The sequence below is a fragment of the Microbacterium lemovicicum genome, assembly GCF_003991875.1.
Taxonomy (GTDB): domain Bacteria; phylum Actinomycetota; class Actinomycetes; order Actinomycetales; family Microbacteriaceae; genus Microbacterium; species Microbacterium lemovicicum.
Window position 1 is genome coordinate 2,803,885 of record NZ_CP031423.1, and the last position, 14,843, is coordinate 2,818,727.

A 14,843-nucleotide genomic window follows, 5' to 3' on the forward strand; every position below is an offset into this window, starting at 1 on the left:
ACGGATGCCGCGGCCTCAGCCGAGCGCTGCGGCCACGTCGTCCCACCACAGCGCGGCGCGCGCACGGTGCGCGGGGAGGCGCGACAGGGCGCGCTCGGCGATCGCGGCGCGCGCGGCGTCGAGCTGTGCCAGCTTCGCGGGTGCCCCGGCGAGGTCGTCGAGGTCGACGACCTCCGACTGCCCCCAGTGCCCGAGGGCGCCGCCGAGCTTGATGCGCGTGTACTCGTCGGCGGCGAGCGCGAGGATCGGCACACCCGCAGGAGCGGCGAACACCGCCGGGTGGTAGCGGCTGGTGATGAGCAGCCGGGCGCCGCGCGCGAGCTCGGCGGCCGTCTGCGAGTCCCCGCTCGGCACGACCGTGCTGACCTGCCGCATCCGCGCCCGCACGAGTTCGTGCAGCGCGGCGTCGCCCTGCGGCTCGGCGCCCGCTGCGACAGGACCGAAGTGCGCGTGGAAGACGACAGGACCGACGGTCCGGGCCGCAGCATCCAGCAGCTCGGCGATCCCCTGCTCGACGTCCGCCGCGGGTCGGCCCGCGAACCAGCCCGACAGGCTCACCAGCACCGGCGCGGACGGATCCGCGACGGGACTGTCCGACGGTCCACCGGCGAGGAAGGACGCGTCGTCGACGCCGACCCGCGCGCGCACGCCCCAGGTCTGCTGCGCGCGGGCTCCGGAGTCGTGCTCCCGCACGCCGGTGAGCCGCGCCGCTCGAGCCATCGCCGCGACCCGGCTCTCGTCGGCGGGCGTCAGGTCGGGGCCGAAGGTCTGCCCTGTGACGACCACGGGGAGTCCCCGCGCGACGGCCATCGCGGCGAGAGTGGTCCGCTCGTAGACGTGCACGGGCCACCGGGAGGCGAGGTTGCCGCCGCCGGCGATCAGCACGCCGCTCGCGTCGTCCAGCGCGCGCAGGACAGCGACCGCCGGGTCGGTGTCGTCGAGCGCCGATGCTCCGGATGCCGCGGCCCGGAGCATGGAGGACCGCTCCTCCGCCGCGGCGCGGTCGAGGTCGCCGAAGCCGAGTCGCCCGATCGCGTAGATGCCGTAGCGGTGCGCGGATTCCTCGGGTGCCGATGAGATCCCCGTCATCGTGCGGCCGCGCGCAGCCAGCTCGTCGCGAGCCGCTTCGAACATGGCCTCGTCGCCGATGTGGATGATGCCGGAGGAGACTCCGATATCGCCGATGGTCAGGATGCTCACGCGTCTCCCGTCGTGCTGGACGGCACCGGTCGGCGCCCCATCAACCGTAAGCGTCCGTCCATGTGCGCGCACTACGATCACTTCGGCGCTGAACCGCGGCGCCAGGGCGGAGGACCCATGGGGATCCAGTCGGCGATGGATCGCATCAGTGAGGCTCCGACCGTGGTCGCCGCGCTCCGCGCGGCGGACGACCTGGCCTTCGAAGCGGGACGCGACCCGGGTGTCCGCACCCTGCGCGTGCTCTCCGCCGCCCTCGCCGGCGCAGATGACATCGCCGCCATCGCCGCGGTGCACGCGATCGCCGAGATGAACGACGAGCAGGCGGCCCGCCTGCTCGTGTCGCTGCTCTCCGACCCCCGCGCGTGGATCGTGCAGCACGCCGCCTGGGCGCTCGGGCGCCGCCCGATGCGGGCCGACGCGGTGGGGCGCCTCATCCGCCTCGTCGCCGACGGCGGCTTCGCCGGAATGCTCGCCCAGCACACCATCGAGAAGTGGTCGGTCACCGGCGGCGATCTGCTCGCGGTGGCCCTCGAGGCCGCGGGGACGGGCACCCTCTCCTCCGGCGCCCGGGCGCGGCTCATCGAGACGCTCGGGCTCATCCGCCAGCCGTCGGCGACGGCGCTCCTGCGCCAGGCCGCCGCCGACGCGAAGGTCCCGCGCCCCGTGCGCGCCGCGGCCGTCGCCGCCCTGGGACAGCGCAGCGATGCCGCATCCGTCGCCCTCCTCGACCAGCTCGTCTCCGAGGGCGGTCTGCTCGGCGACCTCGCCCGGCTCTCCCTCATCGACGCCGACCCCGAGACCGCGCCGCCTCGCGGGGGCACCGGTCTGACCGTCGCCCAGCTCTTCCTGCACGCCGACGTCGACTCGTCGCTCTCGTCGGCGGGCGCCGGGGACAACGGCGGGATCGCCACCCTCCTGGTGCGCCTCGGCGACGCGCTCGTCGCGCAGGACGCCGGCGTGGAGCGCGTGCTCACGCTGTCGCGCGGCACCGTGCTGCAGGCGGCTCCCGACCTTCTCCAGGTCGCGGGCACGGCGTCGGGTCACGTGTACGGCCACATTCCGCTCAACGAGCTGCCGGCGTCGTCGAGCACCGCCTGGCATCTCCGCGTGACCGTGCGCCGCGGCATCCGCCGACTGCTGAAGGCGGCCGGCCGCGTCGACGTGCTGCACCTGCGCATGGCCGACGTCGGCAGCCTCGCCGCCGCCGACGTCGCGCGCGAGCTCGGCATCCCGACCGTCTTCACCGTCGCGCCCGACCCGCACAGCGTCATCGCGTCGCTGGAGCGCTCCGGCCAGCTGACCCGCGACGGCTTCGGCGCGGCCGACGTGCGCGAGCACTACTGGTTCCGCGCGCACCTCGTGCAGAGCCTCGCGGCCTCGGCATCGCACTCGGTGCTCTTCCCGCGGCCCGACCTCGTCAGCGACATGCGCGAGCTCGTCGGCATCGACCTCACGTCGCGGCCCGAGCGCCACAGCGTCGTGGCGGAGGGCGTCGACCTCGCCGTCATCGACGACGCGGCCGTGACGGCTCGTGACGCCGCCCGCGGGGGCGCGCTCACGCCCGCGCTGACCGAGCTGGCATCGCTCCTCGCGGAGCTGCCGGCGGAGCGCCGGACGCTGCCGCTGCTCATCAGCGTCGGGCGCATGCACCGGGTCAAGGGCATGGCCGCCCTGGTGCGCACCTGGGCGGAGAGCCCGCTGGCCGACGCCGCCAACCTGCTCATCGTGGGCGGCGACCTGCGCTTCCCGTCGGGCGACGAGCGGGAGCAGCTCGATGCCATCGATGCGGTCGTCTCGCGCAGCGATCGTGCCGCACGCGGCCTCATCGTGCCCGGCCATCGCCCCAACGGCGTGACCGCGGAGTGGCTCGCGGCCGCCCGGCTGGGGCTGCCCGGTCTGGCAGCACCCGGCGGAGCCTACGTGTGCGCGAGCGTCAAGGAGGAGTTCGGGCTCGCGATCCTCGAGGCGATGGCCACCGGACTGGTCGTGGTCGCCCCCGACGCGGGCGGCCCTGCCACCTACGTCACCGAGGGCGACACCGGGTTCCTCGTCGCAACCGCCGACCCGGAGCGGCTCGCGGGGGCGATCGGCAACGCCCTCGGGCGCGCCGCGGAGCTGGGCGTCGACGGACCGGCGCGCGGCCGCGCGCTCGTCGCCGAGCGCTTCACCATCCAGGGCATGGCCGCGACCCTCGCGCCCGTCTACGGGATGGTCGCGCGTGCCGAGGCGGAGCTGGAGCGCGCGGCGGGTCTGTCCGCGTGACGCTGCTCGTCATCAGCCCCGACTACGCCTCGCACCTCCTGCCGCTGGCGGGCATCGCCACCGCATGGCGCGACGCGGGTGAGCGCGTCGTGGTGGCCACCGGGCCCGCCACCGCCCCGGTGGTCGCGCAGTTCGGCTACGACCGGGTGAACCTCCCGCTCGGCCGGGGCGCCAACCCGGGCGTGATCCGCAGCGACGAACAGGTCGCGGCCGAGGCGCAGTCGCTCGAGGGATTCTTCGCCGCGACGCGGCTCGGCATGGTCGAGACCCTGACCTATCAGGCGCGCGAGCGCCTCACCGACCTCATGTGGCAGCCGGTCGACCGGGCACGGGCCACGCTCGCGGTGATCGAGGAGGTGCGCCCCGACGCGATCCTCGTCGACCACCTGGCCTTCAGCGCCCGGCTGGCCCTGCACACCCGCGGCATCCCCTACGGCGACGTCGTGCTCGGGCACCCGACCGCGCTCCCCGTCGGCGACGAGGTCTACGGCTGTCCGCCGTCCTGGCCGGCCGCCTTCGACCCCGGGGACGAGCAGCTGGCCGCGCTGCGTGCGCTGTGCGAGCGGGTGGCGACCGGCTTCACCGCGCAATGGAACGAGGCGGCGAGAGAACTGGATGCCGCAGCATCCCCCGTCGACGACGCTTTCGCGCTGCGCGGCGACACCGTGCTCTACAACTACCCCGTCGAGCTCGCCGACGGCGACGGCCGCGTGCTGCCGCCGCACCGTTTCCTGGGCTCCGTCCCCCGCGACGAGGCCCGCGAGGCCCACGTCGAGGAATGGCTGGCGACGGGCGAGCCCTTCGTCTACGTGAGCTTCGGCAGCTTCCTGTCGGTGCGGGCGGACGTCCTCGCCCGCGTGGCGGAGGCACTGCGGCGTGCGGGCCTGCGCGCGGCGATCGCGACGGGCTCGACCGATCCGGCGGAGCTCGGCCCTGTCCCCGCCGGCTGGCTCGTGGCCGCCTACCTGCCGCAGGTGCGGCTGCTGTCGGCCGCGACGGCGGCCGTCACGCACGGCGGGAACAACTCCGTCACGGAGGCCGTCGGGTCGGGTGTGCCGCTCGTCGTGCTGCCCTTCTCCACCGATCAGTTCGCCGGCGCCGCGGCCCTCGAGCGGACGGGTGCGGGCATCGCGCTCGACCCGAACGCCGCCGACGTCGTCGCGCTCACGCGCGCGCTCATGGCCGTCGTCGACGAGGGGTTCCGCGGAAGGGCGCCGCTCGCGGCCGCCGCCGAGGCGCAGGCCGAGCGACCGGGACCGCAGATCGCCTTCGAGACGCTGTCCGGCTCGGTCTGACGCGCCTGCGACTGCTCCGGCCGCATCGGCCGGTCAGCCGGCCGCAGGCGGCCCTGCGGCGTCGGCCGTCAGCCGGCCGCAGGCGGCCCTGCGGGGTCGGCCGGTCAGCCGGCTGCGGGCGGCTCGATGCCCACGACGGCAGCCATCACCGCAGCATCCCCGGACGCCCGCCGGTAGAGCTCCATGCGCGCGGCGTTCGCCTCGTAGTCCGCCCCCGCGCGCACCTCGCCGGCATGGTGCAGCGCGTAGACCCGGCCGTGATGACGCTGAGGCGGGGAACCGAGGATCGTCGTGTGGGCGAGGTACCAGGCGGCATCCTCGAATCCCCATCCGCGGAACCGCTCGTCCTGGCCGCCGTGCGCGGCCCACGTGCGCGGGGTGGCGATGTAGACGCCGGAGCAGGCGCCGTCGACGTACTGCTCGACCGTGCAGTCGATGAGGGGCGTGCCGCCGGCGACCTCGGCGGAGCCGCTGCGGCCGAGCCAGCGGTACTCGTCGTAGGGCAGGTGCACGAACCGGCTCGTCGCCGCGGCGATGATCGCCTCGCGGAGCGGCTCGATCTCGGGCAGCGTGTCGGCATCGCCGATGACGACGACCTCGTCGGGCTGCGCCTCGCTCATCGCGCGGTTGCGGCAGGCGGCGAGCACGAACGGGGTGTCGCCCGTGTCGACGGTGTCGACCGGCACGCCCGGAAGAGCCTCCCGGTACCAGGACACGACGCGCTCGAAGGCGTCCATCCTCGACGGCGCAGGGCGCCACGGGATGACGACGCGCACCGGGGGGAGCCCGCTCACGCGTCGGCTCCGGTGGCGCCCGTCTCAGCGACGGGGCCCTCGCCGGCGGGGCGGCCTTCGTCGGGGCCGTCTCCGGCGGGGCGGCCTTCGTCGGGGCCCTCGCCTGCGGGGCGGCCTTCGTCGGGGCCCTCTCCGGCGGGGCGGCGCATCGGGATGTGCGGGATCCCGTCCTCCTGGTAGGCGTCTCCCGTGCGGACGAAGCCGAAGCGGCCGTACCACTGCTCGAGCTGCAGCTGCGCGTCGAGGTCGATCGGCAGGTCGCGGGCGAGATGGGCGCAGCGCTCGATCGCCGCCTCGATCAGGCGGGCGGCGAGGCCCCGGCCGCGCGCGGCGCGTGCGGTCGCGACGCGGCCGATGCGCATCGCCTCGTCACCGCAGAGGATGCGAAGGGTGGCGAGCACCTCGTCGTCCTCGACGATCCACATCAGCTCGGCGCCGGGCTCGAGGTCGCGCCCGTCGATCTCGGGATACGCCGCCTGCTGCTCGACGACGAACACGCTGACGCGCAGCCACAGGATGCGGTACAGCGCGACGGGGTCGATGTCGGCGACGTGCGCCCGATGGATCTCACTCACCCGATCACGCTACTCCGGAGTCGCGGGGCCCTCCGACGGGTCGTCGCGGGGCCGGGCAGAAGGTTCAGCGGAGGGCTCGGCGCCCGTCGGTCGCCAGGGCTCGTGCGTGTGCGAGAGCCATACGGCGACGGGGTTCAGCGAGCGGATGAGGCGCTGACCCTCGGTGGTCGGCTCGTCGAGCTCGCCGAACCACACGGCGGTGTCCCCGGCGATGACGACAGGGCCGTCGGCGGTGTCGACGACGACGATCTGCGAGCCCGGCGTGTGTCCCGGCGCGGGGAGCAGCCGGACGCCCGGCAGCAGGTCGTGCGCGCCGTCGTGCTCGACGTATCGGATGCCGGGCGGGTCGACCCACTCGGGGATCGTGTAGTCGGGTGCGGTTCGGGCGTCGTGGAGCTCGCGCGTCTGCACGTGGATCGGGATGCCGGGGAACAGGTGGTCGCCTCCGACGTGGTCGAAGTGCAGGTGCGTGTTCACCACGGCGTCGATCCGGCCCAGCGCATCGAGGTCGAGCGGGAACAGCCGGGGATCCATGTCGGCGACCGCCGGATGCAGCTCGGTGAAGCCGGTGTCCACCAGCACGCGGCCGGCGGGATGCTCGATGAGATGCACGCAGACCGGCATGGTCTCGCCCTCGACCGCGAGGTCTGCGACGTGGATGGGCGCGACGGTGACGCCGGCCGGCGCGGTGGAGGGTGCCCCGGTCTGGTCCATGGCCACACGGTACGCCCCGGCCGTCGTCGGCGGCAGACCGGGGTCGCCGTGACCGCCGACACCTGGCCGAAACAGGGGCCGCCTACGCTCGGAAGCCGGCGCCGCGCGTGCGCTGACGCGCGGCCCTCCCCCGCTCCGACCGAAGGATCCCCATGCCCCTGGACGACATCGCCACCGAGTACCGCATCGCCCTCCCCGCGTGGATCTCCGACGAACTTGCCGACACCCCCGACGTCATCGCCGATCCCGTCGAGCGGATGCGGCTCGTCCACCGGCTCGCCGACCGCAACTGGCGCGAGGGCAACGGCGGGCCCTTCGCCGCGCTCGTCGCCGAGCGCGAGACGGGCCGCATCGTGTCCGTCGGCGTGAACGTCGTCCTCGGCAACGGAGTCTCCAGCGCCCACGCCGAGGTCGTCGCCCTCGGACTCGCGCAGACCCGCCTCGGCGGGTGGGATCTGGGCGCGGCAGGACTCCCCGAGCACGAGCTCGTCGTCAACTGGCGGCCGTGCATCCAGTGCTACGGCGCCGCCATGTGGTCGGGGGTCCGCCACCTCACGATCGCGGGCGAGGGTCGCGAGCTGGAGGACCTCACGACGTTCGACGAGGGCCCGCTCGGAGCCGACTGGGCCGAGCAGTTCGAGGCCCGCGGCATCCGTGTCACGACGGGCGTGCTGCGCGACGAGGCGCTCGACGTCTTCCGCGCCTACCGCGACGCGGTCGACGACGGCGGGATCACCGTCTACAACGCGCGCGCCGGCTCGGACTGACACGGAGCCCTAGGCTGGGCGCATGGATGAACCCCGCACCGGCTTCCCACGCGGACGCATCGGCTGGATCGCGGGCACCGTCGCTCTGATCGGCCTCGGCGTGCTCGTCGGGGCCGTGCTCGGCAGCATCTTCCTCGGGCTGTTCATCGCCGCGATCATCTCGATCGGCTGGCTCATCGCCTACGAGTCGTGGCGCGGGCGCACGGCGGGCCTCGACGACCCGCACGACGACGGCGCGCAGCTGTAGCTCCGGAGACGCGCCGTCGCTCACCTGACGCGATCCGCGGAATCCTCGACGCGGAGGCGACAGCACGCGTCATATGAACGAACAGGATGCTGCGGCATCCGCTCGGCTCGGATGCTCACCTGACGCGAAGCGCGGGAACGCCCACGCAGAGGCGACAGCACGCGTCACATGAACGAACAGGATGCTGCGGCATCCACTGGGCTCTGGCTCTCACCTGACGCGAACGGCGGGAACGCACGCAGGGAATCGACGTCGAGCGTCAGCTGGGCGAGGGATGCGGGCGTTCCCGAGCGGGCTGCACGGGCTAGCCGCGCGGCGCGAGCTGGCTGACGACGAACGTGGCGCCCGACGGGTCGGCGACGAGGGCCTCGCGCGTCCAGTCGGTCTCGGTGGACGACAGCACCCGTCCTCCCGCACGCTGGACCGCGTCGATGCTCGCATCGCGGTCGGCGGAGGTGAAGCGCACCTCCCACCGGGCTGTGCCGTCGGCCTGAGCGATGCCCGCGACCACATCGGCGAAGCCGGGAGGAGCGAAGGACTGGCGTTCGTGGATGCCGGGGTCCACCGTGCTCGCCAGGTGGTCGCCGTAGCCGGGGAGACGGATCATCCCGGCTCCGAGGCCGGGGTCGACGCGCCAGCCGAACACCGCACCGTAGAACGCGAGGGCGGCGTCGGCATCGGGGGTCCGGAGGTCGCTGAAGTTCCACGCGCCCGGCTCGTTCACGATCTGCGCGCCGAGGCGACGCCGCGCCTGCCACAGCCGGAACACGGCGCCCTGGGGATCGGCGCAGATCGCGAGCCTGCCACCGGGCCCCGCGTCCGCCGGCGACGACAGGACCGTGCCGCCGGCCTCGGTCACCGCGGCGGCTGCGGCCTCGACGTCGTCGCAGGCGATGTAGGTGTTCCAGACCGGGTCAGCGGTGCCGGGACCGATCGCCGCAGCATCCTGTCCCTTCAGCGAGGCGATGTCGTAGAAGCCCGGAGCACCCGGGGGCATCGCCGGGGAGAACTCCCATCCGAAGACAGCGGAGTAGAACCGTTCTGCCGCCTCGCGGTCGTCGACCTCGATGTCGACCCAGCAGGGCACGCCCTCGGGGTAGATCCTCGGCTGATCGGCCATGTCTCACATCTCCTCGTGGGTGTCGGGGTCGGCTCCCCACAGGCGTCCGCGCTCGAGGCCGCTGATCGCTGCGACCTCGTCTGCCGACAGCTCGAAGCCGAAGACGTCGGCGTTCTCGCGCTGTCGCGCCGGATCGGCGGACTTCGGGATGGGCGTCGACCCGATCTGGACGTGCCAGCGCAGCACGGCCTGCGTCGGCGTCACGCCGTGGGCGGCGGCGACGTCGCGCACGACCTGCTCCTCCAGCAGCTCGGAGCGCTTCGCGAGCGGGCTCCAGCTCTCGGTGCGGATGCCGTGCTCATCGTGGAACGCGCGCAGGGCCGTCTGCGGGAAGTACGGGTGCAGCTCGACCTGGTTGATCGCGGGGATCACTCCTGTCTCGTCTGCCAGACGGGTGAGCATCGCCTCGGTGAAGTTCGAGACGCCGATCGTGCGGACGAGTCCCTGATCGCGGAGCTCGATCATGCCGCGCCAGGTCTGCACGAACTTGTCGACGCTCGGGTTCGGCCAGTGGATCAGCTGCACGTCGATGCGGTCGAGGCCGAGCCGCTCGAGGGAGTCGCGACCGCTGCGGATCGCCTCGTCGTAGCCGTGCTCGCGGCCCGGGATCTTCGTCGTGACCACCAGAGAATCACGATCTGCGCCGCTGCGCCGCACGGCCTCGCCGACCTCCCGCTCGTTCTCGTAATTTACCGCGGAGTCCAGCAGCGTGTAGCCGGTGCGGATGGCTTCGACGATCGCCGAGACGCCCTCCTCCCCGCGCAGCTCGTAGGTGCCGAGACCGAGCTCCGGGAAGGCGGTGTCGTCGTTGAGGGTCACGGTGGGGATCTGCAGGGCATCCGTCATGCCCCAATTCTTCCGACGGCGCGCCCGTTGCGGAACCGCCTTCAGCACGGGGAGGGCGGCGGATAGGATGCCGCGTCAGTCGTTCTCGCCGGGTTCGTGCGCGCGCAGCGAGGTCTCCTCGGCGTCGATCGCCTTCAGGGCGCTGACGACGGCGGGCTCCTGATAGCGACCCTCCCGGCGGGCCTGCACCACCGTCGCGCGCTGCGCCGCGAGCATCTGGCGGCGCAGTCGCTGCTGCGACTGGAACTGCTTCCACTGCTCCTCGGGCTCGAAGCCGTCGAGCGTGTCGCCGAGGAATGCGGCGTCGGTGCGCAGCAGCTCGACGACGCGCGGCTCGTCGTCCGGAGTGACGACCTCGTCGAGGCGCCGGACGCCCGCGCGACGCGCCTCGGCGAGCAGGTTCTTGAGCTCGGTGCGCTCCTGCAGGCTGTTGGGCGGCGGCAGGTGCAGGGCGCGGATGATGGCCGGCAGAGCGAGTCCGCCGAGCAGGCTCAGCACGACGACGACGAACGCGAGGAACTGCAGGTACTCGCGTGCGGGCGTCTCGGCGGGCAGGAGGAACACCGCCGCGAGGGTGACCACGCCGCGGACGCTCGCCGACGACACGGCGAGGCCGTTGCCCCAGCTCCAGCTGCGCTCGCGCAGCCGCGGCGGGCCCCACCGGTAGATCGCGGTGACGGTCATCGTCCACAGGAACCGCGACGCGATGAGGGCGGACATGATGCCGGCGACGATGAGGACGGTCGGCCACAGGCCGGGTCCGGTGCGGACGGCGCCGGCGACGATGCCCGACAGGTTGAGGCCGATGAAGAGGAACACGGCGTTCTCGAGCAGGAACTGGATCGTGCGCCAGTTGAGCCGCGTCGCGACCCGCGCCTCGGCGGAGGCCACGGTCGGCGAGACGAACGACATGTACAGCCCCGCGGCGACGACGGCGATGACGCCGGAGCCGCGCAGCGACTGGGCGACCAGGAAGATCGCGAACGGGACGATCAGCACCAGGCTGGTGTCGAGCACCGGCGAGTGCAGCCGGCGCCGGACGGAGGAGATGACCCAGGCGGCCCCGAGTCCGACGCCGAGGCCCACGCCGACCGCGAGCGCGAAGTCCAGCGGGATCGACACGGGATTGACGATGCTGACGATCGCCGCGATCGAGGTGTTCAGCGCCACCAGCGCGGTCGCATCGTTGAGGAGGCTCTCCCCCTCGAGGATCGTGACCACCTGCCGTGGCAGCCCCACCTTTCCGGCGATGGCGCTGACAGCGACCGCGTCGGTCGGCGCCACGACGGCGGCGAAGGCGAAGGCGGCCGCCAATGTGACGACGGGGAACAGCAGCCACGTCGCGAACCCCACCGTGACGACCGTGAACGCGACGAGCCCGACCGACAGGAGCAGGATGCTGTCACGTCGGGCGCGGATGTCGACGATGGAGCTGCGGATCGCCGCCGCGAACAGCAGCGGCGGGAGGATGCCGTAAAGGATGAGGTCGGGGTCCACCGTGATCGCGGGGATGCCCGGGATGTAGGAGATCGCGCCGCCCACGGCCACGAGGGCGACCGGAGCGGAGAAGCCGATCCGTCCCACCAGCCCGGTCACCGTCACCGTGACGAGCACGAACGCGACCACCCAGGCGATCAGGGCGACAGGATCCTCCATGGAGCCAGTATCCAGCCTGACGCCCGGGCCGCGTGGCGTCAGGCGCCCAGCAGTCCCCGGATGTCGTCCGCGTTGAGCGCCTCGCTGAAGACGCCCTCGTCATCGAGCACGGAGGACACCAGCGCGGCCTTCTTCTCCTTCAGCGCCATGACCTTCTGCTCGATCGTGTCCTCCGACACCAGCCGGTAGACCATGACCTTCCGCTCCTGGCCGATGCGGTGGGTGCGGTCGACGGCCTGCGCCTCGGTCGCGGGGTTCCACCACGGGTCCAGCAGGAAGACGTAGTCGGCCTCGGTGAGGTTGAGGCCGAAGCCGCCGGCCTTGAGGCTGATGAAGAAGACGCGCGCCTCGCCCGACCGGAAGCGGTCGATGACCTCCTCGCGGCGGCGGGTGGTCCCGTCGAGATAGGCGTACGGCGTGCCGCGCTGCTCCACCCGGGCCGCGGCGCGGCGCAGGAATGAGGTGAACTGGCTGAAGACCAGCGCCTGGTGGCCCTCCGCCAGCACGTCCTCGAGCTGCTCGAGCAGCGCGTCGAGCTTGGCCGAGGGCACGTCGGCGTACGCCTCCGGGTCGACGAGCGCAGCATCCAGGCTCATCAGACGCAGCAGGGTCAACGAGCGGTACACCGTGAACCTGTTGCGGTCGAGGTCGGCGACCAGTCCGAGGATCTTCTGCCGCTCGCGCTGCAGGTGCGTGTCGTACAGACGCCGGTGCTCCGGATGCAGCGGCACCTCGAGCACCTGCTCCTGCTTGGGAGGCAGCTCGGGGACGACCTGCTCCTTCGTGCGACGGAGGAGGAACGGACGGATGCGGCGGCGCAGGCGCTGCCGCTTCTCCTCGTCCCCCATCACCTCGATGGGCCGGCGATAGGTCTCGTCGAACGCCCGGCGCGAGGGGAAGAGCCCGGGAGCGGTGAGGGCCAGCAGCGCCCACAGCTCGCCGAGGTTGTTCTCGATCGGGGTGCCGGTGACCGCGAGCCGGAACGGCGCGCGGACGCCCTGCGCGGCCTCGTGCACCTTCGATGCCGCGTTCTTCGCGAACTGCGCCTCGTCGAGGATGAGCCCGGCCCACTCGCGGGACGCGAACTCCTCCGCGTCGAGACGGAGGATCGCGTAGGTGGTCAGGACGATGTCCGCCCCGCGGACCCTGTCGGCCAGCCCGCGCCTGCTCTTGCCCCGGGTGCGGTCGATCTGCACGACCCGCAGCCCCGGCACGAACCGCGCCGCCTCGCGCGCCCAGTTGGACACGACTGATGTGGGCGCCACCACGAGGAAGGGCCGCCGCGCGGCATCCGGTCCTTCGTCGGTCTCGACGGCGTGCTGGATGAGCGCGAGCGTCTGCGCGGTCTTGCCGAGTCCCATGTCGTCGGCGAGGATGCCGCCGAGGCGTGCTCGATGCAGGAACGCGAGCCAGCGGAAGCCGGCCACCTGGTACGGCCGGAGCTCGCCCTGGAACCCCGCGGGCACCGGGGCGTCCCAGGGCTCCGCGTCGTCTGCCAGCCCGTCGACGGTGCGGCGCCAGGCGAGCGCCTGCGGGCTCTCGTCGGCGCGGTCCTCGAACTCCGCCATGAGCGTCGCCTGATAGCGGCTGATGCGTGCGCCCGTCTCCCACTCCCGGAGCGACCCCGCCTCCTCGATCAGCTGCCGGAGCGGGTCGAAGACGGGCTGCTTCAGCGACAGGTAGCTGCTGTCGACGAGCAGCAGCTTGGCGGCGCCCTTCGACAGCGCCTTGAAGAGCGGCCCGAACGGGACGATGCGCCCCTCGACCTGCACCATGACGCCGAGCTCGAACCAGTCGTTGCGCTCCGACTCGACGGTGCGCACCACGAGCGTCGGCGCCTCCTCGATCTCACGGTAGGCGGGCTGCTCGCCGATCACCTCGACGCGCACCCGTTCGAGCCGCTCGATCTCCGGCAGCAGCCGGGCGCTGAACTCCGCGGCGTCGAGATGGTGCAGGACGGTGGTCGGGCGGAGCGCTCCGTCCGCGGCCAGCGCCGCGGCGCCGGTCGGGTCGGTGGCGAGGAGCTCGGCGGCGCGGGCCGCGGGCGCCCGCTCGGTCGCAGGGTCGAGGAAGGACGCGTCGCCGGCGGCGAGGGGCACGCGTCGCTCACCCGCGAGCTCCCACCGCCAGTCCAGGCGCAGCACGCGGTCGCGCTCGAACCGGGCCGACAGCACCAGGGTCGCCGGCGGCACCGCGGGCGGCTCGAACGTGCCGTCGGAGCTCAGGATGCGCGCCGTGCGCGACAGTGCCGGGAGGCCGCGCAGGAACTCCGTGCGGTCGGCCGCGTCGACCGCGACCTCCTGCGGGCGCTCGAGGATCGCGCGCTGCGCGCGGCTCAGCGGGGCCGACAGGCGGGATAGGCGGACCGTCTTCGCTGCGAAGTCGACGACGTAGACGCCGTGCCCGCCGATCGGGCTCGCCGCTGCGGCGTCGACCACCTCGCCGTCCATCACCACGACGGGCGAGAGGGTGAGCGCGTCGTCGGCGTCGTGCGCATCGAACCCGACGGACGCCCCGCCGACCACCGAGACCGTGGGCAGGACCGTGCCGACGAGCGCGATGCCGAGAACGGGAGCCTCGGCGAGGTGGGCCCACAGCAGGGGCGACTCGAAGACGTCGAGGGCGATCCAGTCCGAGCCGTGCTCCATGGCCCCGAGAGCCGTCGCGCCCTTGAGTGCGGCGAGCTGTCCGAACCACTGCGCCTGCGCGGGGTCGTAGCCTCCGGCGGCGCCTTGGAAGCCCACGTTCTGCCAGGTGAGGTCGCTCTTGATCCACCCGCCGCGCTGACCGGAGGTCACGGGACGGACGGCGAGGCGGTCGACGGATGCCGCATCCTTCGCCGGTTCGTCACGTCGCTCCCCCCAGCGGCTCCGCCCCGCCGTGCGCCGTCGCGGCTCGAACTGCAGCGCGAGGGGGCGCCGCACGTGTGCGGCGTCCCGGCCGGCGCCGGCATCGCCGAACGCGGCGAGCAGGCCGCGCCAGCCGGCATCCGCCTCGCTCTCCGCCGTCCGTGCCGCCTTGCCTGCGGCGGCCGCCGCGGTCAGCACCGCCGCGGCGTGCTTGCAGTTGATGGCGATGGGACAGGTGCACGTGGCGGTGCGCACCATGGGGCGTGACGTCGTCGCATCGGCGAGCGCGATGCGCACCTGGTACGGCCGATCGGCGCTGCCCTTCACGAGCCCGGACAGCACCTGCCCGGCCGCCTGATAGGTGAGGTCGCTCACGCGCCCGCTGTCGGCGTAGGTCTTGCCGCGGCTGAAGGAGAGGGCGCCGACCAGACGCGCGATCGTGAGCTCCTCGACCTGCGGGAACCAGTCGGCGGACATCCCTCCATCGTCCCACGCGCTGCCGACGACGCGGCGGCGGT

Annotated in this window: 12 protein-coding genes; 4 read left to right on the plus strand and 8 right to left on the minus strand. The window is 73.2% G+C overall.

Going from position 1 to position 14,843, the window contains the following annotated elements:
* Positions 1 to 15 precede the first annotated feature (15 nt).
* Positions 16 to 1,200, minus strand: a complete 1,185-nt coding sequence (locus tag CVS47_RS13160) for a polysaccharide pyruvyl transferase family protein (RefSeq protein WP_127096487.1) — start codon at positions 1,198 to 1,200, stop codon at positions 16 to 18.
* A gap of 135 nt (positions 1,201 to 1,335) precedes the next feature.
* On the opposite strand from CVS47_RS13160, the gene CVS47_RS13165 reads away from it, so the two are divergent.
* Together CVS47_RS13165 and CVS47_RS13170 are read left to right on the plus strand one after the other, a co-directional pair.
* The gene (locus tag CVS47_RS13165; protein ID WP_241240153.1) at positions 1,336 to 3,462 is read left to right on the plus strand and encodes a glycosyltransferase; all 2,127 of its coding nucleotides are present in this window, start codon (positions 1,336 to 1,338) and stop codon (positions 3,460 to 3,462) included.
* Positions 3,459 to 4,757: a glycosyltransferase gene (locus CVS47_RS13170; RefSeq protein WP_127096489.1), complete on the plus strand. Its 1,299-nt coding sequence runs from the start codon at positions 3,459 to 3,461 to the stop codon at positions 4,755 to 4,757. The genes CVS47_RS13165 and CVS47_RS13170 overlap by 4 nt, the downstream gene beginning before the upstream one ends.
* Positions 4,758 to 4,861: 104 nt before the next feature.
* On the opposite strand, the gene CVS47_RS13175 is transcribed toward CVS47_RS13170, so the two are convergent.
* From CVS47_RS13175 to CVS47_RS13185, 3 genes are read right to left on the minus strand one after another with little or no spacing between them, the layout of a single operon-like run.
* Positions 4,862 to 5,551, minus strand: a complete 690-nt coding sequence (locus CVS47_RS13175; protein WP_127096490.1) for a glycosyltransferase family protein — start codon at positions 5,549 to 5,551, stop codon at positions 4,862 to 4,864.
* A complete protein-coding gene (locus CVS47_RS13180; RefSeq protein WP_127096491.1) occupies positions 5,548 to 6,126 on the minus strand; it encodes a GNAT family N-acetyltransferase in 579 nt (192 codons plus the stop codon). Before CVS47_RS13180 ends, CVS47_RS13175 begins: the two co-directional genes overlap by 4 nt.
* Positions 6,127 to 6,135: 9 nt before the next feature.
* Positions 6,136 to 6,840 (minus strand): N-acyl homoserine lactonase family protein, encoded by a 705-nt coding sequence (locus tag CVS47_RS13185; protein ID WP_127096492.1) that lies wholly within the window; start codon positions 6,838 to 6,840, stop codon positions 6,136 to 6,138.
* 152 nt (positions 6,841 to 6,992) lie between these two features.
* Between CVS47_RS13185 and CVS47_RS13190 the strand changes: the two genes are divergently transcribed.
* Both CVS47_RS13190 and CVS47_RS13195 read left to right on the plus strand, forming a co-directional pair.
* On the plus strand, positions 6,993 to 7,607 hold the full coding sequence (locus CVS47_RS13190; RefSeq protein WP_206502634.1) for a nucleoside deaminase: 615 nt from the start codon (positions 6,993 to 6,995) through the stop codon (positions 7,605 to 7,607).
* A gap of 22 nt (positions 7,608 to 7,629) precedes the next feature.
* The gene (locus CVS47_RS13195; protein ID WP_127096493.1) at positions 7,630 to 7,854 is read left to right on the plus strand and encodes a hypothetical protein; all 225 of its coding nucleotides are present in this window, start codon (positions 7,630 to 7,632) and stop codon (positions 7,852 to 7,854) included.
* Positions 7,855 to 8,158: 304 nt separating this feature from the next.
* Here the strand turns inward: CVS47_RS13195 and CVS47_RS13200 are convergent, their stop codons facing one another.
* The 4 genes from CVS47_RS13200 to CVS47_RS13215 form a co-directional block, all read right to left on the minus strand.
* Entirely contained in the window at positions 8,159 to 8,974 is an 816-nt protein-coding gene (locus CVS47_RS13200; RefSeq protein WP_127096494.1) for a VOC family protein, read from the minus strand.
* A 3-nt stretch (positions 8,975 to 8,977) separates the two neighbouring features.
* Complete coding sequence (locus tag CVS47_RS13205) at positions 8,978 to 9,820, minus strand: aldo/keto reductase (RefSeq protein ID WP_127096495.1); 843 nt, start codon at positions 9,818 to 9,820, stop codon at positions 8,978 to 8,980.
* A 75-nt stretch (positions 9,821 to 9,895) separates the two neighbouring features.
* Complete coding sequence (locus CVS47_RS13210; RefSeq protein ID WP_127096496.1) at positions 9,896 to 11,476, minus strand: cation:proton antiporter; 1,581 nt, start codon at positions 11,474 to 11,476, stop codon at positions 9,896 to 9,898.
* 38 nt (positions 11,477 to 11,514) lie between these two features.
* The gene (locus CVS47_RS13215; protein WP_241240154.1) at positions 11,515 to 14,802 is read right to left on the minus strand and encodes a DEAD/DEAH box helicase; all 3,288 of its coding nucleotides are present in this window, start codon (positions 14,800 to 14,802) and stop codon (positions 11,515 to 11,517) included.
* Positions 14,803 to 14,843 lie beyond the last annotated feature (41 nt).

What these genes read in the sequence shown, in the direction of transcription:
- CVS47_RS13165 (WP_241240153.1), top strand. Translation starts at nt 1,336, where the DNA reads ATGGATCGCATCAGTGAGGCTCCGACCGTGGTCGCCGCGCTCCGCGCG.
- CVS47_RS13195 (WP_127096493.1), top strand. Translation starts at nt 7,630, where the DNA reads ATGGATGAACCCCGCACCGGCTTCCCACGCGGACGCATCGGCTGGATC.
- CVS47_RS13185 (WP_127096492.1), bottom strand. Translation starts at nt 6,840, where the DNA reads ATGGACCAGACCGGGGCACCCTCCACCGCGCCGGCCGGCGTCACCGTC.
- CVS47_RS13190 (WP_206502634.1), top strand. Translation starts at nt 6,993, where the DNA reads ATGCCCCTGGACGACATCGCCACCGAGTACCGCATCGCCCTCCCCGCG.
- CVS47_RS13200 (WP_127096494.1), bottom strand. Translation starts at nt 8,974, where the DNA reads ATGGCCGATCAGCCGAGGATCTACCCCGAGGGCGTGCCCTGCTGGGTC.
- CVS47_RS13210 (WP_127096496.1), bottom strand. Translation starts at nt 11,476, where the DNA reads ATGGAGGATCCTGTCGCCCTGATCGCCTGGGTGGTCGCGTTCGTGCTC.
- CVS47_RS13205 (WP_127096495.1), bottom strand. Translation starts at nt 9,820, where the DNA reads ATGACGGATGCCCTGCAGATCCCCACCGTGACCCTCAACGACGACACC.
- CVS47_RS13215 (WP_241240154.1), bottom strand. Translation starts at nt 14,802, where the DNA reads ATGTCCGCCGACTGGTTCCCGCAGGTCGAGGAGCTCACGATCGCGCGT.